At 37.7% G+C, this 17,309-nt stretch carries 19 protein-coding genes; 13 read left to right on the top strand and 6 right to left on the bottom strand.

Annotated features, from left to right (window positions below; all coding sequences use genetic code 11):
* Position 1 precedes the first annotated feature (1 nt).
* On the bottom strand, positions 2–637 hold the full coding sequence (locus C1726_RS03835; protein WP_102271957.1) for a hypothetical protein: 636 nt from the start codon (positions 635–637) through the stop codon (positions 2–4).
* Positions 638–812: 175 nt separating this feature from the next.
* Here C1726_RS03835 and C1726_RS03830 point away from each other — a divergent pair, with 175 nt between their 5' ends.
* On the top strand, positions 813–1,514 hold the full coding sequence (locus C1726_RS03830) for a response regulator transcription factor (RefSeq protein WP_102271956.1): 702 nt from the start codon (positions 813–815) through the stop codon (positions 1,512–1,514).
* Positions 1,504–2,919, top strand: coding sequence for a sensor histidine kinase (locus C1726_RS03825; RefSeq protein ID WP_102271955.1), 1,416 nt, complete (start codon positions 1,504–1,506; stop codon positions 2,917–2,919). Before C1726_RS03830 ends, C1726_RS03825 begins: the two co-directional genes overlap by 11 nt.
* A 51-nt stretch (positions 2,920–2,970) precedes the next feature.
* Here C1726_RS03825 and C1726_RS03820 read toward each other — a convergent pair whose 3' ends face one another.
* The 3 genes from C1726_RS03820 to C1726_RS03810 form a co-directional block, all read right to left on the bottom strand.
* Entirely contained in the window at positions 2,971–4,317 is a 1,347-nt protein-coding gene (locus C1726_RS03820) for a hemolysin family protein (protein ID WP_102271954.1), read from the bottom strand.
* A 61-nt stretch (positions 4,318–4,378) separates the two neighbouring features.
* Positions 4,379–4,780: a MerR family transcriptional regulator gene (locus C1726_RS26735; protein WP_102271953.1), complete on the bottom strand. Its 402-nt coding sequence runs from the start codon at positions 4,778–4,780 to the stop codon at positions 4,379–4,381.
* Between the two features lie 195 nt (positions 4,781–4,975).
* Positions 4,976–6,280, bottom strand: coding sequence for a hemolysin family protein (locus C1726_RS03810; RefSeq protein ID WP_102271952.1), 1,305 nt, complete (start codon positions 6,278–6,280; stop codon positions 4,976–4,978).
* Positions 6,281–6,486: 206 nt separating this feature from the next.
* Here C1726_RS03810 and C1726_RS03805 point away from each other — a divergent pair, with 206 nt between their 5' ends.
* Positions 6,487–8,634 (top strand): heavy metal translocating P-type ATPase, encoded by a 2,148-nt coding sequence (locus C1726_RS03805; RefSeq protein WP_102271951.1) that lies wholly within the window; start codon positions 6,487–6,489, stop codon positions 8,632–8,634.
* 49 nt (positions 8,635–8,683) lie between these two features.
* On the opposite strand, the gene C1726_RS03800 is transcribed toward C1726_RS03805, so the two are convergent.
* Together C1726_RS03800 and C1726_RS03795 are read right to left on the bottom strand one after the other, a co-directional pair.
* A complete protein-coding gene (locus C1726_RS03800; RefSeq protein ID WP_102271950.1) occupies positions 8,684–9,226 on the bottom strand; it encodes a GNAT family N-acetyltransferase in 543 nt (180 codons plus the stop codon).
* 132 nt (positions 9,227–9,358) lie between these two features.
* The gene (locus C1726_RS03795) at positions 9,359–10,486 is read right to left on the bottom strand and encodes a histidine kinase N-terminal domain-containing protein (protein ID WP_102271949.1); all 1,128 of its coding nucleotides are present in this window, start codon (positions 10,484–10,486) and stop codon (positions 9,359–9,361) included.
* A 236-nt stretch (positions 10,487–10,722) separates the two neighbouring features.
* On the opposite strand from C1726_RS03795, the gene C1726_RS03790 reads away from it, so the two are divergent.
* The 10 genes from C1726_RS03790 (at position 10,723) to fumC (ending at position 17,258) form a co-directional block, all read left to right on the top strand.
* Positions 10,723–10,947: a FeoA family protein gene (locus C1726_RS03790; protein WP_102271948.1), complete on the top strand. Its 225-nt coding sequence runs from the start codon at positions 10,723–10,725 to the stop codon at positions 10,945–10,947.
* A complete protein-coding gene (gene feoB, locus C1726_RS03785) occupies positions 10,947–12,950 on the top strand; it encodes a ferrous iron transport protein B (protein WP_102271947.1) in 2,004 nt (667 codons plus the stop codon). The genes C1726_RS03790 and feoB overlap by 1 nt, the downstream gene beginning before the upstream one ends.
* 34 nt (positions 12,951–12,984) lie before the next feature.
* Positions 12,985–13,149 carry a FeoB-associated Cys-rich membrane protein gene (locus tag C1726_RS03780; RefSeq protein ID WP_102271946.1) on the top strand — a complete coding sequence of 55 codons (165 nt, stop codon included), beginning with the start codon at positions 12,985–12,987 and terminating at the stop codon, positions 13,147–13,149.
* A gap of 129 nt (positions 13,150–13,278) precedes the next feature.
* Positions 13,279–13,746 (top strand): helix-turn-helix transcriptional regulator, encoded by a 468-nt coding sequence (locus C1726_RS03775; protein ID WP_102271945.1) that lies wholly within the window; start codon positions 13,279–13,281, stop codon positions 13,744–13,746.
* A 104-nt stretch (positions 13,747–13,850) separates the two neighbouring features.
* Positions 13,851–14,375, top strand: a complete 525-nt coding sequence (gene sigY / locus C1726_RS03770) for an RNA polymerase sigma factor SigY (RefSeq protein WP_102271944.1) — start codon at positions 13,851–13,853, stop codon at positions 14,373–14,375.
* Positions 14,368–14,715: a YxlC family protein gene (locus tag C1726_RS03765; RefSeq protein WP_102271943.1), complete on the top strand. Its 348-nt coding sequence runs from the start codon at positions 14,368–14,370 to the stop codon at positions 14,713–14,715. Before sigY ends, C1726_RS03765 begins: the two co-directional genes overlap by 8 nt.
* On the top strand, positions 14,712–14,927 hold the full coding sequence (locus C1726_RS03760) for a sigma-Y antisigma factor component (RefSeq protein WP_102271942.1): 216 nt from the start codon (positions 14,712–14,714) through the stop codon (positions 14,925–14,927). The genes C1726_RS03765 and C1726_RS03760 overlap by 4 nt, the downstream gene beginning before the upstream one ends.
* Complete coding sequence (locus tag C1726_RS03755; protein WP_102271941.1) at positions 14,927–15,130, top strand: hypothetical protein; 204 nt, start codon at positions 14,927–14,929, stop codon at positions 15,128–15,130. The genes C1726_RS03760 and C1726_RS03755 overlap by 1 nt, the downstream gene beginning before the upstream one ends.
* Positions 15,111–15,425: a YbjQ family protein gene (locus C1726_RS03750; RefSeq protein WP_102271940.1), complete on the top strand. Its 315-nt coding sequence runs from the start codon at positions 15,111–15,113 to the stop codon at positions 15,423–15,425. The genes C1726_RS03755 and C1726_RS03750 overlap by 20 nt, the downstream gene beginning before the upstream one ends.
* Before the next feature lie 459 nt (positions 15,426–15,884).
* A complete protein-coding gene (gene fumC, locus C1726_RS03745) occupies positions 15,885–17,258 on the top strand; it encodes a class II fumarate hydratase (RefSeq protein WP_102271939.1) in 1,374 nt (457 codons plus the stop codon).
* Positions 17,259–17,309 lie beyond the last annotated feature (51 nt).

Raw genomic sequence — 17,309 nt, 5'->3', positions numbered from 1 at the left:
GTTAGTCCTTTATATCCTCTTTTATTTTTCCCATTAAAGCTTTCATTTCTTCATGAATTTTTCCTTTATCAAGATTGAGGCTTTTCTTAATCTCTTGATAGGACTGGCCGCTCATTTTCATTTTTATGAGCTCCTCAAAGTCCTTGTTGCTTGCCTTTGCCAGCGCTGCTCCGCCAACAATAAACCTTAATGGGATTCCTTCATCAACCCAAGCTTGAATTTGGGCTTCTGTTTTCCCAGTATGTTCTGCCACATTTTCAATGACATCCTCTTTATGCTCTTCAAGGAATTTTTCTTTTTGCTCATGGCATTTGTTCTTTAGCTTTTCCATATCTAAGCCATAATGTGCAGCTGTTTTCTCCCAAGAAGAATCGTTTTCTTTATATGTTTTTAGCACATCATCAATCTTCGTATCTGCAAATTTTGCGATGTGTGCAGCTTTAAGGATTTCCTTTTTCGTATAGCCCTGATCCTTGAGGCGCTTAAAATCGGCTTCATTCATAAAATGACGGTGAGGGATATGAGGATTCTCCAGTTGTTTTCCTTCCTCAGCATTCGTTAATGCAGGTGCTTGATGAAAGCCTGAACCTAATAGCAGGAAACTTAACGCACAAACGATCATTGAGAGTTTCTTCATTATTATGCACTCCTTCTTTTTTGTGGTAGACTTGTCCCGGTTATTAGCATATCCAAAAACAAAAAACACATGAGGAAAAAATTGGGTTTTTCATTAAAAAGTTATTTTTATTGAAAAAAAGGTAGTAGTTCGATTAAATAGAAGCAATAGTAGTTTTAGTTAGGGATGGTGTATGATGAAAATTCTTGTCGTTGAAGATAATGAAAGTGTTTGTTCCATGTTAGAAATGTTTTTTATGAAGGAAGGGTATGAAGGCGAGTTTGTGCATAATGGTCAGGATGGCTTTGACCGTTTTAATAAAGGGAAATGGGACTTAATCATTGTTGATTGGATGCTTCCGATTATGGATGGGGTTACTTTATGCAGAAAAATAAGAGATTTAAGTCAGGTGCCAATCATTATGCTGACAGCAAAGGATAGTGAATCTGATCAAGTGCTTGGACTTGAAATGGGGGCAGATGATTATGTAACGAAGCCATTTAGCCCATTAACTTTAATGGCAAGAATAAAGGCAGTTACTCGCCGCTATCATATGGAAGCAGCGGAGAAGGAAGACGGAAATATGATTTCCAGTCAATATTTCCAGATTAGCAAGGATTCAAGGGAGGTTACCTTTAAAGGGCAAATTCTATCTAATTTAACACCAAAGGAGTTCGATTTGCTTTACTATTTCGTGAAAAACCCCAAGCAGGTTTTTTCTAGGGAACAATTATTAGACCGTGTGTGGGGATATGAATTTTACGGAGATGAGCGGACCGTTGATGTGCATATTAAAAGATTAAGGAGAAAAATTGGCACTCCTGAGCAGCCGTTTATCCAAACTGTCTGGGGAATTGGCTATAAGTTTGATGAAACGGAAGTTAAGAATGAAGATTAAGTTTTTTTATCAAATTCTTATCAGCCATATCAGCATTCTCATTCTAGCTTTTCTTATTTTAAGCTTTTCTTTCTCCCAATTTGTTGAAAATTATATTTTTCAAAATAAAGTGGAGGAATTGGATGATTACGGGGAACAAATCTTAAAGGATTTAACTGTAAGACTCGAGGGAACAGAAAGTTTTTTAGAAGAATATAGCCAAATACTGAAAACTAGGCATATCCAATATATTCTTTTTAACTATGAAGGGAATGTCATTTATCCGCAATTACAAAGTGCGCCTCTTATTAAGTTAACCGAGTCTGAGTGGAAGACCATTTCAAAAGGCAATCGGGTGTCAGTGAAGCATGATATTAAACGCTTTGGCCAGGAAGTGACATATGTTGCTTTGCCATTCATGCAAGGCGACCGCTTAGCGGGAGGGGTTCTGCTGCTGTCTCCCATTACAGGGGCGATGGATATGATCAGGCAATTAAACCGGTTTTTATTGTATACGATTGTGATCTCGTTATCGGCATCCATTTTGATCAGCCTAATTTTATCAAAAAGCATCATTAGGAGAATTAAAAATTTCCGCAATGCCACATCAATGATTTCTGCTGGAAATTATGATGTTCATGTCAGTGATACATATCCAGATGAAATAGGTCAGCTCGCAACTGATTTCAATGAAATGGCTGCAAAGCTGAAAGAATCGAATGAAGAAATTGAACGGCTGGAAAATAGACGAAGAAAGTTCATAGCAGATGTTTCTCATGAAATGAGGACCCCGCTAACAACAATTAGCGGACTCGCAGAAGGAATTAAAGATCAGCTGATTCCTGAAGGGGATATCGAAAAAGGGATGATTCTCATAGATCGAGAGGCAAAAAGGCTGATACGTCTTGTCAATGAAAATCTGGATTATGAAAAAATACGATCCAATCAGCTGAAATTAAATAAAATAGAGCTTGAATTAACCGAGATACTTGAGGTAGTAGAGGAACAGCTAGTTTTACAGGCTGGCGAAAAAAATAATCAGATTGTGATTGACTGTGATGAGGAGATTACAGTTATTGCTGATTACGATCGGCTGATTCAAATTATTGTGAATATCGTTAAGAATGCCATTCAATTCACGGACAGCGGGACGATTGCATTAAGGGGAAAGGCAGGAGAGAACGAGACAATTATTGAAATAGAGGATACGGGTGAAGGAATCGATCCTGAGGAAATTGAATCGATTTGGCTCCGGTTTTATAAAGCAGATCTATCTAGAACGAACCAAGCATATGGGGAATTTGGAATTGGGCTTTCAATTGTTAAACAGCTCGTCCAGCTTCATGATGGAGAAATTGAAGTATGGAGTGAAAAGGGGAAAGGAACGAAATTTACCATTCGCTTCCCCAGAATCAATAATGAATAAAGAAACACCCCAGCTTTGAAGGCTGGGGTGTTTCTATTCGCGCAGGCAACTCTATACAACTTGTGTTTCAGTTATCGGCAGTGTTTGCGGCTGCTGATCATTTTCTTGTACACGTGTGACTTCAACGTATTTAATATGATGATCTTCCATATCGATAATTTTAAAAGCATAGGAGTCAAGATAGATAATGTCACCTTGCTTCGCTTCGTAATTTTCCGTTAGGATCCAGCCGCCGATTGTATCAACGTCTTCATCATCGATATCGATTCCTAGCAGATCACTTACTTCACTTACTAGAATTTTCGAATCAAAGATATAGTGCCCCTCTTTAATTTTGCGAACTTCAGGGATTTCATCCATATCGAATTCGTCACGTATCTCACCGACAATTTCTTCAAGAATATCTTCTACTGTTACTAGTCCAGAAGTGCCGCCATATTCATCCATTAAGATAGCCATATGAATTCTTTCCTTCTGCATTTTTAGGAGAAGATCATGAACTGGAATGGTGTCAATGACACGGATAATCGGACGTGTATAAGAATCAAGCGTATTTGTTGTGATTTCTCTATTCTTAATCAGATCAGTCATAACTTCTTTAATATTAACCAATCCGATGATATGGTCTTTATCTCCATCAATGATTGGATAGCGTGTAAATTTTTCCTCATACACAGTTTGTAAAAAGCTTTCTAGTGTATCGTCTTTTGAGAATGAAACAATCTCCGTTCGAGGTACCATAATTTCTTTTGCAATTCGGTTATCAAACTCAAAAATTTTATTTACATACTTAAACTCTGATTGGTTGATTTCGCCGCTTTCATAGCTTTCTGACAAAATGATTCGAAGTTCTTCTTCAGAATGGGCCAATTCGTGTTCGGATGCAGGCTTTAAGCCAAATAACCCTGTAAGGAATCGTGCAGATCCATTTAATGCCCAAATGAATGGGTACATAATTTTGTAAAACAAAATTAAAGGGCGTGCCGTTAACAGAGTTACTAATTCAGCCTTTTGAATCGCTAGTGTTTTTGGCGCCAGCTCTCCAACAACAACGTGCAGAAAAGTAATAAAAGCAAAAGCAATACCAATGGAAAGAATATGTGATGCAGAACTTGGAATGTCGAGCTGGTTGAAAACTGGGCGCAGCATATGTGCAACTGTTGGTTCACCAAGCCACCCAATTCCTAGTGCAGTTATGGTTATTCCTAATTGGCAAGCAGATAAATACTCATCCAAATGACTAATCACTTTCTTTGCAGGTATCGCACTTTTATTGCCCTCTTCAATTAACTGGTCAATTCTTGAACTTCTAATCTTTACAATAGCAAATTCTGAAGTTACAAAAAATGCTGTCAAAGCAATTAAAATGGCTATAATAACCAAGTTTAATATGTCCAAATAAGTTCCCTTAGCCCGAGTATCGGGTAAGGTGTCACCTCCTGATAATTTAAAAAATGTATTAACTTGTTAAGCTCACAAGGGATTTGATTAATGTTGAGCCTTCCGTATTGAGCTTTCTTGATAAATCACTCATCTGTTCCTTATCAAGATGATTTATAAGCGGCAATAATACAGCAATTTCATTATGGAGCTGCTTAATTTGCTTAGTAACCAAATCAATTTGTTTTTCAACATCCCCAGTGTGCATGTCTGTTTTGGACTTTAATTCTAGCTTTCTCTTAATCTCGTCTAATGGAATATGCATAAGCTTGCATTCTTCAATAAATCGTAAATCTGAAAGAACTTCCTCAGAGTAGATTCGGTAGTTTGACTTTGTACGCTTTGCTTGAATAAGTCCGATATTTGTATAGTAATCAATGGTTCTTTTTGATACATTAGCAATATTCGCTAATTCGCCAATACGATAAACTGCCCCATCTTATCACCCCAGTTTAATGTATTTACACATATTATATGTTAGTTCAAACCATACAGTCAAACGTAACAGTTTGATATTATGAATTACTTCTATATTTATTCTTATCTAAGTACGATTATGCGTTTAGATTTTGGAGAATTTAGAGGGATTGCTTTGTAAGGGCAATACCCTCATTAATTAAGTTTCAGAAGAGATATCTTTTTTAACTTCGATATACGAAATGTGGTGGCCTTCAATTTCTTTAATGATAAATTGAAACCCATCTTGAATGATGGAATCCCCTTGTTCTAAATCAAACTTTTGAGTGAGGATCCAACCGCCCAGTGTATCAACCTCTTCCTCATTTAAATTTGTGCCTAGCAAGTCATTTGTTTCTGATATAAGAAGCTTAGCATCTAAAATATAATGATCTTGATCAATCTTTTGCACGAAAGGAAGCTCATCTGCATCGAATTCATCACGGATTTCTCCAACAATTTCTTCGAGAATATCCTCTGCCGTAACTAATCCGGCAGTCCCACCATACTCATCAAATAAAATGGCCATGTGGGAGCGTTCTTTTTGCATTTTCACTAGGAGATCATGGATGGGAATCGTCTCAATTACCCGAATGATTGGTTTAATATACTGAACAACTGGCTTTTCATCTTCACATTTTTTTCTAATACAATCCGTCAGTATTTCTTTTACATTGATTAATCCGAGTATATTATCCTTATCTCCACCTGTTACAGGATATCTGGTATACCGCTCATTCATAATAATGTCAAGTACTTCTGAAAGGGTTGCATCCTCTTCTAGGCTGATGATTTCTGTTCGTGGAACCATAATTTCCTTTGCAATCCGATTATCAAATTCAAAGATCCTGTTGACATATTTATATTCTGATTGGTTAATTTCCCCGCTTTTTAAGCTTTCAGAAAGAATAATTCGCAATTCTTCTTCAGATAGCGCCATTTCCTGTTCAGAAACAGGCTTTAGCCCGAATAATCCAGTTACAAATCTAGCTGAGCCATTTAAGGCCCAGATGAATGGAAACATAATTTTATAAAACCAAATTAATGGTTTAGCAAAAGTTAATGTTATTTCCTCCGCTTTTTGAATCGCAAAAGTTTTTGGAGCAAGCTCTCCAATAACCACATGCAGAAAAGTAACAACAGAAAAAGCGATGATGAAAGATAGGACATGGGTTAACGATGGCTGCAGGTTAAGCTTGGTAAACAAAGGATTCAGAATCCTTTCAACAGTCGGTTCACCGAGCCAACCTAGCCCTAAGGCAGTAATTGTAATACCAAGCTGACAGGCTGATAAATATTCATCAAGATTTGTGACTACCCTTCTTGCCGCATGTGCACGGACATTTCCTTCTGCAATTAATTGGTCAATTCGGGATGAACGCACTTTCACCATTGCAAATTCTGATGCAACAAAAAAAGCGGTCAAAGTAATTAGTAAAATGAGAAGAAAAATATTTAAGGCCATAGTAATTTCCCTACAAAATATGTAAGGGGCGTTCACCTCCTTTAAAATATACTTTTCCCTTAAATTCTTCTTTTTAGTAATTTTGCTGTACGATAATGGAATAATACCCTTTGACGAAATTTGGAACCTGACATAGACTATAGTCAAATATGTCATATATGCATAGAGACAAATTGTTTTTGGCATAAAAAAAGGGGGGACCAAGCGTGGAGCACGCTGCAGTTAAGGAAGACAATAAAAATGTTTACCGTGTTCAAGGCTTTTCATGAATTAGCTGCGCTCAAAAGTTCGAGACGAACGTAAAGCACCTGGATGGTGTCATTGATGCAGCAGTTAATTTTGGTGCCTCCAAGCTGACCGTATATGGAGATACAACGATTAAGGAATTGGAAAAGGCAGGAGCATTTGAAGGATTAAAGCTAATACATGAAAAAGAAAGGTTTGAAATAAGAAAGGAACCTTTTTATAAAAAAAACGGGCATGTGCTATTGTCGGGATTCTTCCTTTTAGTCGGGTGGATGATTGGACATTTTTTAGGCGAAGGTCACATATGGTCTGTTATTGCTTATGCAGCGTCAATTGTTGTAGGCGGCTATCAGTTGTTTATCACTGGACTAAAGAATTTAATAAGGCTTCAATTTGATATGCGAACCTTGATGACCATTGCAATTATTGGTGCTGTTTTCATCGGTGAATGGGGTGAAGGGGCGACAGTCGTTATCCTTTTCGCGATCAGCGAGGTTTTAGAAGCCTATTCAATGAATAAGGCGAGAGCTTCGATTCAATCCCTTATGGATATCGCACCAAAGGAGGCCGAAATTAGTCGAGCTGGCCAAGCATTAACAGTGCCGGTCAATGAGATAATGATTGGCGACATTATGATTGTGAAGCCCGGGCAAAAAATAGCCATGGATGGCGTGGTTCAGAAAGGGATGTCTTCCATAAATCAGGCTGCAATTACTGGAGAATCTATCCCAGTAGCTAAAGCAATCGGCGATGAAGTTTTTGCCGGTACGATGAATGAAGAGGGGCTATTGGAAGTAGCTGTTACAAAGAACGTGGAGGATACAACATTAGCAAAAATTGTGCATCTTGTCGAAGAAGCACAAGCAGAGCGTGCACCCTCACAAGCCTTTGTCGACCGCTTTGCCAAATATTATACTCCCCTTATTATTTTGATTGCTTTTTTTGTAGCTGTTTTGCCGCCTATATTTTTCGATGGCAGCTGGGAGAAATGGATTTATCAAGGCTTAGCTGTTTTAGTAGTTGGCTGTCCCTGCGCTTTAGTCATATCAACCCCTGTTTCAATTGTTACAGCGATCGGGAATGCAGCAAAAAATGGTGTGTTAATAAAGGGAGGCATTTACCTTGAAGAGGCAGGAGCAATAAAGGCTGTTGCTTTTGATAAGACGGGGACGTTAACGAAAGGGGTGCCAACTGTAACCGAAATGAATGTCCTTCAACATGGAATGGAGGATCATGCATTAATCACTGCAGCAGCTTTGGAGAAGGGGTCTCAGCATCCGCTCGCAACTGCGATTCTTTCGAAGGCGGAACAAAAACATCTATCCTATAAAACGATAGAGGTGAAAGATTTCACTTCCATTACCGGGAAAGGAATTAAAGGAACAATAGAAAGAATCACCTATCACCTAGGCAGTCCAAGACTTTTTGAAGATCATCCTGAAGTTCTTATAGCAAAAGATAAAGTAACGCAAATGCAGCAGCAAGGGAAAACAGTCGTATTGCTTGGAACAGAAGAGAAGATTTTAGCAGTGATTGGCATTTCTGATGAGGTGAGAGAGAGCAGTCATTCTGTTATTGAAAGATTGCATGCATTAGGGATAAAAGCAACAATTATGCTTACAGGGGATAATAGCGGGACCGCACAAGCAGTAGGTGCGCAAGTAGGTGTGAAGGATATTGCCTCAGAATTGCTGCCTGAGGAAAAGTTAGCCTATATTAAGAGACTCCGTGAAAAATATGGCAAGGTTGCGATGGTAGGAGATGGAGTGAATGATGCCCCAGCTCTTGCAGCAGCAAACATAGGCATTGCGATGGGAGGAGCAGGTACAGATACTGCATTGGAAACAGCTGATATCGCTTTAATGGGAGATGATCTTAGTAAGCTTCCTTTTACGATCCAGTTGAGCCGAAAAGCATTGCTAATCATTAAGCAAAATATTATTTTCTCTATTGGAATTAAACTGCTGGCTCTGCTGCTTGTTATTCCAGGATGGCTTACATTATGGATAGCTATATTTGCTGATATGGGGGCCACATTGATTGTAACATTGAATGGTCTAAGATTATTAGGCGTTAAGGATAAAGAGAAGGAAGAAGGCTCCTATTAAGGGAGTCTTCTTTCTGTTCATTTTAATGGTGCAGTCTGTTGGGAGTAAGTTAATTTCCCCAATCGCGTGCTAGCATGCCGTAAACCACTAAATCATGATAATGGTCATATAGAAACTCCCCGTCTCTAATGATGCCTTCTTGAATAAATCCTAATCTTTCTGGTATTGCTCGGCTCTTCGAATTGCCAATTCCGCAGCGTATTTCAACACGATTGAGATTAAGATCTAAGAAAGCATAGTTGAGAAGAGCTTGAACACTCCTCGTCATGATTCCTTTCCCTTCGCAGCCGCTTGCTAAATAATAGCCGATGCTCGTTTGTCTGCTATTCCAATCAATTTGGTGAAAGCCAATGGAGCCGACAAGGATCCCTTTATAGCGAATTCCAGCATTAAACCCGTTGTTATCCATAAACTGCTTCAGCCATGTTGGAATAATTGTATGATACTGACTTGGTGAAGACATACTATCGACCCATGGCAGCCATTCCCTTAAATGATTGCGGTTAGCGTCTACCAAATGATAAAGCTCTTCTGCATGATGCAATTGAAATAATTGCAATTCAATTTCTTGGTCAACTTTTAACGTAAACATAAAAGACACTCCTTTTCTGCATGAATTATTTCTATATAATAAATGGTAATTTAGAAGAAGTACACAGAATTTTTGAAAAAGGAGGAAAATAAAACAAGAGGCCGACTCAATATGGGATGAGCCAGCCTCGTTTTAATTTTTATCAGCTATCGGAAGAGTAATTGTGAATACGGTTAAATCCGCTTGCGTTTCACAAGCCAATCTTCCTTTATGTTTCTCAATGATTTCTCTGCACACGAATAGTCCTAACCCTGTACCGAGTTTTTTTGTTGTTACAAATGGTTCAAAAATAGACTGTATAAGATGTTCAGGAATCATGGGACCGTTATTTGCGATTTCAAGCTTAATCCATTTGTTATCCACGGAGTAGCTCTGTATATCGATTAACGGATGTTTTGTATTTGGATTCAGTACGTCGATGGCATTAAAGACAATATTAATGAGCACTTGGCGTATTTCATCGGCATAACCGTATAGACAAATATCTTCTTCTAATTGTTTCTGGATCTTTACTTTTCCGTCTAAAATACTTGGGTATAAGAAGATAAGAACTTCCTCAATTAGCTCATTTAATGAAAAGGCTGTTTTTTCCTTGCCAATTAATTCTTTTTTCGAAAGCAGGAGGAATTGAGAAATGCGAAAATTCAATTGTTCTAATTCAATTGAAATGATGTCTAAATATTTCATGTTTGGATTTTCAGATTTAAGCAGTTGGATGAATCCTTGAACAGAGGTGAGCGGATTGCGAAATTCATGGATAAAACTGGAAGTCATTTGACCTAATAAAGTTAACCGATCCTTATGGCTCGTATCGATAAATTTGGTTTTTTCCTCAATAATTTGATTTTTTGCATCGCTATAATAGGTGACCGAGAAGTAAAGAAATTGGTCTAGACAATCATGAATACGCTCTGAATGAGCTTGATGCTCTTGCCAGTTCATATCCAATTTTTTTAGATATTTTTGAATGATGGACCGCCCTAAGTTTACATTGTGGACAAACTCACCAATATTCATTCCTGCTTTCACTCGCTGATCGGCAATTGAAATAGAAAACTTGCGAATAACCCCTTCTAAATTTTCCTTTACCCTCGTAAGACTTTGAATGACAAGATAAAAAATAACTTCTCCATTTTCCTCCATACGGTCCTTATAAGGATCTTCTGGGGATACGAGAATATTCTCTCTCCACTCATTCAATAATTGAATTTTTTCCCTCTGCAAAAATTCAACAACAGTTTCACTTATTCTCGTTACCATATTAACCTCCAGACTAGTTAAATAACCTATCATTCATATAAACTTCGCTATATTTTGCAAATTTCCTTTGTCGAAAATGTACGAATAAAAAAACAGTACTTCGAGACTACACAGACCCTGTCGAAAAGGAAACGAGAAAGTATGTGATTTTTATCGCAGAATTTATAAAAAAAACTTGGTATAAATAAAGATAATCATTCTCAATTGAAAAAAATAGAAGAAATCGGGTGGACTTCGTGCTTGGGAAATTAAAAAAAGGCGAAAAGTGCAGAATACTGGATATTTCTCGGATTGATCTTTTAGTCCGGAGAAGATTGCTTGATTTAGGAATAACTGAAGGTACAGAAGTTTGTGTAAAATGCTATATGCCATTTGGCGGTCCTATTATGGTTGAGTCTTGCGGGCAATGTATCGGTATACGCAGAGTAGAAGCCGTCCAAATTGAAGTGGAGAGACTATAATGGATATTGCTCTAATCGGTAACCCTAATACTGGAAAAACATCGCTTTTTAATAATCTTACAGGTTCGTATGAATATGTAGGCAACTGGAGCGGGGTAACAGTAGAAAAGAAGGTTGGACAATTTAAGAATAATAAAGATAAATTAATAGATTTGCCAGGAATCTATTCGTTAAACCCTTTATCGAAGGATGAAGGAGTTGTAACACAGTTTCTATTATCAGAGCATGTGGATAAAATGATCAATATTTTGGATGCATCTCAATTGGAAAGAAACCTCCATCTAACGATTCAGCTTTTGGAATATGGCAAACCTGTAGTTATTGGGCTTAATATGATAGATGTTGCACTGAAACGGGGACTTCAGATTGAACCAAATCAACTTGCTAGTCAAATAGGCATTCCGCTTACACCTGTTATTGCAAGAACAGGGAAGGGATGCGATTTACTGGCTGAAGCTGTTACAAGTGAGAGGATGTCTGAACCAAATGCAAGGATTGTCAATTATGGAACAGAAATAGAAGGTGCCGTTTTAAGGTTTGAGCATTTATTAGACAATCAGTCTAGTCTGTCGACAAGATGGCTTGCTTTACAGATGTTTGAGGGAAACGAATATGTAAAAAAATATGTTCAAAATTATATAGAATCAGATAAGCTTAATCAATTCTTACTTGAGGTTAAGAATGCAGTTAAAAAGAGCTCTGATACGTCAATTGATCAATTCATTTTTCAAAAAAGGAAAGAAACCATTGATCAAATCATTGCCGATGCATATATTAAGCGGGAACAAAAAAATGTGCCTTTATCTGAAAAAATTGATGCAATTGTAACAAATAAAATTCTTGGATTGCCAATTTTCTTTTTGCTTATGTATTTAATGTTTATGCTAACCTTTGATTGGCTGGGGTTTCCACTATCTGATATGCTGGATGGCTTCATAACTGGCCCCTTGTCTAATACGATAGAAAACCTATTACATGCTGCTGGCGCCTCTGCTTTTATCCATTCATTAATTCTTGATGGAATTGTAGCGGGTGTAGGCGGGGTTCTTGTTTTTGTTCCACAAATTTTTATTCTATTCTTTTTCATTTCGCTTCTTGAAGACTCGGGTTATATGGCAAGAGTTGCTCTTGTAATGGACCGATTAATGGAGGCAGTAGGGTTAAACGGCAAGGCGTTTATTCCAATGATGATCGGATTTGGCTGTAATGTACCAGGAATTATGGCTGCGAGAACGATTGAGACACCAAAGGAAAGATTGCTAACGATTCTTTTAACTCCATTAATGTCTTGTTCCGCAAGATTGCCTGTGTATGCATTGTTTGTAGGTGCATTCTTTGTCCAGCAAAAGGCGTTTATTGTTCTATCCCTATATATACTAGGGATTGCGGTAGCACTTGTTTTGGCGAAGCTTTTCTCTTCCACCATTTTAAAAGGGGAGACCTCTTTCTTTGTGATTGAATTGCCTCCATACCGTCTTCCGCAATTTCAAGCGCTATGGAGAAGCACATGGGATAAGGGCAAGGGATTTGTAAAAAAAGCTGGTACATTTATTTTTGCTGGTTCTGTATTTATTTGGCTTTTATCATATATTGGACCAGGTGGGGTAGATGTAGCCTTAGATGATAGCTATTTAGCAGCAATTGGCGGTTTCATTGCACCGCTATTTGAACCAATTGGTTTTAATACATGGCAGGCTGGCGCTTCTCTTATTACAGGATTTTTGGCTAAAGAAGCAATTATTTCGACAATGAACATTATCTATTTTGTACCAGATGAAGCGAGTCTGCAAGGATTGCTGTCAGATTACTTCACGCCGCTGGCAGGCTACAGCTTTATGGTATTCATCCTATTATATATTCCTTGCCTGGCAACTGTTGCAACGATATATAAAGAAACTGGCTCGAAAAAATGGACGGCATTTTCTATGGGCTATGCACTCATTATCGCTTATTTATTAGCTTTTATAATCTATCAGGGCGGTAAGCTGCTAGGATTTATGTAAGTTATTTTACTCTTTTTAGTTTGGAGTGAATGAGATGTTCGTAAACATTATAATTGGCGGTCTTATTTTTGGGTATGCGAGCTGGTCTCTAATAAAATTTATTAAAAAATCAAAGCAAGGAAAATGTGCAGGATGTTCAGTAAAAAATTCCTGTTCTAGCTCCTGTCATTCAATATCTGATGTCTCATTAAAAAAGTGACTTTTAATATAAGGAACTGTTGTCTTTTTTGACAGCAGTTTTTTTAAATTTGCTATGTTTGCTCTTGCTCTTTTATAATTATAAAAAAGTGTAATAATACACAAAATGAATATAGGGAATGAGGAATCCATGACACGTGATGAAATTATTTCTAAAGTATCGGAAAAAATACGCCTGATCCGTACCGAGGCAGGATATACACAGGATAAAATGGCAGAAATCATTGGACTTTCGAAAAAAACACTTGTTCAAATTGAAAAGGGGCGGGTGGATGCTGGTTGGTCTACGGTTGTCGTTGTATGTGCCCTGTTTAGGGAAACAGAAACCGTTCGATTTTTATTTGGGGATGAACCGCTGGAAGTGTTGGAAACAATCGCTCGCGAAGGGATAGACTATCGCAGGGAAAAAACAATGGGCGGGAAAATTTGGTGGAAGGAAATAGACAGGAAAAATGGTCTGCTTTTACAGCAAAATATAATCAGTCAGCACTTTCGGATTATTGATGAGGATCATTTTCGCATATACAGCAGCTTTGATGAAGCTTCTTCAAAGGAACGTTTTATGGAATTAGTGTTTGAAGCAAGGGAAAATAACTGAAAAAATTTTTTTAAAAAAAAATGAACGATTTATATACATAAGCGTCTTATAGTTGAAACAATAGTTAACGGAAATGGGATGATGGAAAGAGAGGAATAGAAGCCATGGAAGAGGAAGAGCTCATAAAAAGCGCAAAAAGTGGAGATAAACGCGCTTTTGCCATGCTTTTTCATCATAATTATTCCTTCTTGGTCAAGTATTTATTGAAAGTAACAATGAATCCTGATACAGCAGAAGAGCTTGCCCAGGAGACAATGGCGAGGTGTGTGGAAAAGATCCATTTATATCAGGGGAAATCGAAATTTTCCTCCTGGCTTATCTCAATCGCGACAAATTTATATATCGACCAGCAGCGGAAAAAGAAAAGAGAAAAAGATTGGCAGCAGCAAGAAGAAATATACAGGAAGCTGAAATGGCAGATTGAAAGCAGGAACGAAGAATGGACTGATGCATTGTCGGCACTAGGAAAATTGGCAGATGATGTTCGCATACCAATTATTTTAAAGCATTATTATGGGTATTCTTATGACGAAATTGGCGAGTTGATGAAGCTTTCTTCAGGGACAATCAAGTCAAGGGTTCATAATGGAATCCTTGCTGTTAGAAAGGAGCTGAGGCTAAATGGATGAACAGAAAGAGAGAATGGAAAACGAATATATAGATGAAAGCTTCCTGACGATTATTAAAGAAATTGAAGATGGTTTGGAATCAGTTGAGCAGCACATACCAGTATACTCCCCAAATCTAGACTGGTTTGAAAACATGGTAACTGAAAAGAAAAAGCAATTAAGAAAAAAACTTATTTTCGATGTATCCATTTTTTCTATTGTTGCCCTCCTAGTCTTAAGTGCAGTCCTTTTTACTTTATATAATATTCCTGCGGTATTCTTTGCTGTACAAGGATTGGTAGCTATTTTCATCATCGGCTACATTTCACTCCGGCTTATTAAGCAGGTGAAAGAAACGTGAATGAAGAGATTCCAGTTCCACTGCTCATCATTGTTGCTGTTATTCTTATAAGCCAAAGTATCTTTCTGTTCATACATGCGAGGAAGTATGGCCATAATTATTGGCTTTGGGGCATTATCGGTCTCATTCAGGCACCGATGCCCACTCTTGCTTATCTCATCTTTGTACGGAAAGTATTTCATAAAAAGAATCCTGAAGGAATGAACGAATAATGGGAATAGTCAAGCGGATTTTCCTTCTTATTGCAGGTGTTGGACAGCTTTTGGCAATCATTTTGCTATTCATTCATTTAAAGGCAGCAATTATTTTCTATCTGATTTATATTTTATTAATAGTTGGTATTTTTATCTTATTATTAATTGAACGGATGAAAGAGAAAGAGGAGGACGATCGAAATGATTATCGTGACTACTGAAAATGTTCCTGGAAAAGAAATTAAAGAATTAAAAGGCTTTGTTAGAGGGAGTACTGTTCAAACAAAGCATATCGGAAAAGACATCTTGGCTGGCCTAAAAACAATTGTTGGTGGAGAAATTGGAGAATATACAGAAATGATGGATGAGGCAAGACAAAAAGCAATTGGCCGAATGGCTGACGATGCGAAAGCCAAAGGGGCAAATGCGATTGTCAGTATGCGCTTGCAAACATCTGCAGTCATGCAAAATGCAGCTGAAATTATTGCCTATGGGACGGCTGTTGTTGTAGAATAAAAAGTTCATAAAATTTTCACCATCCTGTCACAGAATGCAAAGAGTCCTTCCTAACTTGTGTGGTACTTTTAAAGTATGAATTTCATTTGTTAGGAGGCTTTAAAATGGAATTATTATCAGTTACTTTTGCTATTGCTAGTATTATGGTATTAGGATACTTTATTGGCTATACAATTAATAACTACTAAAAACTGCTTGCTTATGCAAAGCAGTTTTTTTTTATAAATAAATTTCTGGTCTGATAAATTGAACAAGCCTATATGTATGAAGTAATAACAAACACAGTGAAATGAAGCAGACCGACATTTGCATACGTGGTTTTGAGCATATGCTCATGTGTGTCTTTTAAAAAAATAAAGTGAATGGATAAAGTTCCCCTTGGAACTATAATTGTTGGCGAAAGAGGGAATAGATTATAGAGAGTTAAAAAGTTGTGAAACAATGTAGAGGAGGTTTGCAATGACTAAATTTCGAATGGAAAGAGATACACTAGGAGAGGTAAAGGTTCCTGCTGGAAAATATTGGGGGGCGCAAACAGAAAGAAGCAAGCAAAATTTTAAAATTGGTTCTGAAAAAATGCCGTTGGAAGTCATACATGCCTTAGCAAAAGTAAAAAAAGCTGCAGCCATAGTAAACAACAAGCTTGGAAAATTAGCTGAGGGAAAGAAAGCGGCCATAATTGCGGCAGCTGAAGAAATTATTCAAGGGAAATTTGATGATCATTTTCCTCTCGCGGTATGGCAGACAGGAAGCGGTACACAAACGAATATGAATGTTAATGAAGTCATTGCAAGAAGGGCAAATGAACAATTGATGGAAGAGGATACTAAAATTCATCCGAATGACGATGTGAATATGTCCCAAAGCTCTAATGATACCTTTCCAACAGCAATGCATATTGCAGCTTATATAGAGGTTGCGGAAACATTAATCCCTTCACTCCAAGCATTGAAAAAAACGATTCAAACAAAGGAAGAAGCCTACAATCATATCATAAAAATAGGCCGAACACATTTACAAGATGCAACCCCATTAACATTAGGGCAGGAGATAAGCGGCTGGCGAGCTATGCTTGATAAGAATGAACGAATGCTAAAAGAAGCAAATTCTTATTTGCTTGATTTGGCAATTGGCGGAACAGCGGTTGGAACAGGGATCAATGCTGATCCAATGTTTGGGGAGAAAGCTGCGAAGGAAATTGCTGCACAAACTGGATTTCCGTTTCGGTCCTCGACTAATAAGTTTCAAGCATTGACGAGTCATAATGAGCTTGTACATGTTCATGGGGCATTGAAAGCATTAGCGGCAGACCTTATGAAAATAGCGAATGATGTCAGATGGCTTGCAAGTGGACCTAGAAGCGGGATAGGCGAGCTTGCCATTCCAGCAAATGAACCGGGAAGCTCCATTATGCCTGGGAAGGTAAACCCTACACAAAGTGAGGCACTAACAATGGTAGCCTGTCAGGTATTTGGGAATGATGCAACAATAGGTTTTGCTGCAAGTCAGGGGAATTTTGAATTAAATGTGTTTAAGCCAGTAATAATTTATAATTTTATTCAAAGTGTCCAATTATTAGCGGATGGAATGAAATCCTTTAATGACAAATGCATAAAAGGCTTGGAAGCAAATGAAGAGGTAATTAATGAACATGTCGAGAAATCCCTCATGCTCGTTACTGCCTTAAATCCGCATATTGGCTATGAGAAAGCGGCAGAAATTGCAAAGCTTGCATTTAAAGAACATACGACTTTAAGAGAAGCAGCTCTGAAAACTGGTTATGTTTCAAATGTACAATTTGATGAATGGGTAAATCCTAAAAAGATGATATAAAATATAGAAATGCGTAATCGCCTTCGGAACAACCTAAATGCAGATTGTTCT

Source organism: Cytobacillus massiliigabonensis (genome assembly GCF_900199725.1).
Lineage (GTDB): Bacteria > Bacillota > Bacilli > Bacillales > Cytobacillaceae > Cytobacillus > Cytobacillus massiliigabonensis.
Note: the sequence above shows the minus strand (reverse complement) of the source record. Positions and strands in the feature narration are given on the sequence as shown.

What these genes read in the sequence shown, in the direction of transcription:
- C1726_RS03750 (WP_102271940.1), top strand. Translation starts at nt 15,111, where the DNA reads ATGATTATCGTGACTACTGAAAATGTTCCTGGAAAAGAAATTAAAGAA.
- C1726_RS03810 (WP_102271952.1), bottom strand. Translation starts at nt 6,280, where the DNA reads ATGGCCTTAAATATTTTTCTTCTCATTTTACTAATTACTTTGACCGCT.
- sigY (WP_102271944.1), top strand. Translation starts at nt 13,851, where the DNA reads ATGGAAGAGGAAGAGCTCATAAAAAGCGCAAAAAGTGGAGATAAACGC.
- C1726_RS03795 (WP_102271949.1), bottom strand. Translation starts at nt 10,486, where the DNA reads ATGGTAACGAGAATAAGTGAAACTGTTGTTGAATTTTTGCAGAGGGAA.
- C1726_RS03835 (WP_102271957.1), bottom strand. Translation starts at nt 637, where the DNA reads ATGAAGAAACTCTCAATGATCGTTTGTGCGTTAAGTTTCCTGCTATTA.
- C1726_RS03830 (WP_102271956.1), top strand. Translation starts at nt 813, where the DNA reads ATGAAAATTCTTGTCGTTGAAGATAATGAAAGTGTTTGTTCCATGTTA.
- feoB (WP_102271947.1), top strand. Translation starts at nt 10,947, where the DNA reads ATGGATATTGCTCTAATCGGTAACCCTAATACTGGAAAAACATCGCTT.
- C1726_RS03825 (WP_102271955.1), top strand. Translation starts at nt 1,504, where the DNA reads ATGAAGATTAAGTTTTTTTATCAAATTCTTATCAGCCATATCAGCATT.
- C1726_RS03755 (WP_102271941.1), top strand. Translation starts at nt 14,927, where the DNA reads ATGGGAATAGTCAAGCGGATTTTCCTTCTTATTGCAGGTGTTGGACAG.
- C1726_RS03780 (WP_102271946.1), top strand. Translation starts at nt 12,985, where the DNA reads ATGTTCGTAAACATTATAATTGGCGGTCTTATTTTTGGGTATGCGAGC.
- C1726_RS03800 (WP_102271950.1), bottom strand. Translation starts at nt 9,226, where the DNA reads ATGTTTACGTTAAAAGTTGACCAAGAAATTGAATTGCAATTATTTCAA.
- fumC (WP_102271939.1), top strand. Translation starts at nt 15,885, where the DNA reads ATGACTAAATTTCGAATGGAAAGAGATACACTAGGAGAGGTAAAGGTT.
- C1726_RS03765 (WP_102271943.1), top strand. Translation starts at nt 14,368, where the DNA reads ATGGATGAACAGAAAGAGAGAATGGAAAACGAATATATAGATGAAAGC.
- C1726_RS03775 (WP_102271945.1), top strand. Translation starts at nt 13,279, where the DNA reads ATGACACGTGATGAAATTATTTCTAAAGTATCGGAAAAAATACGCCTG.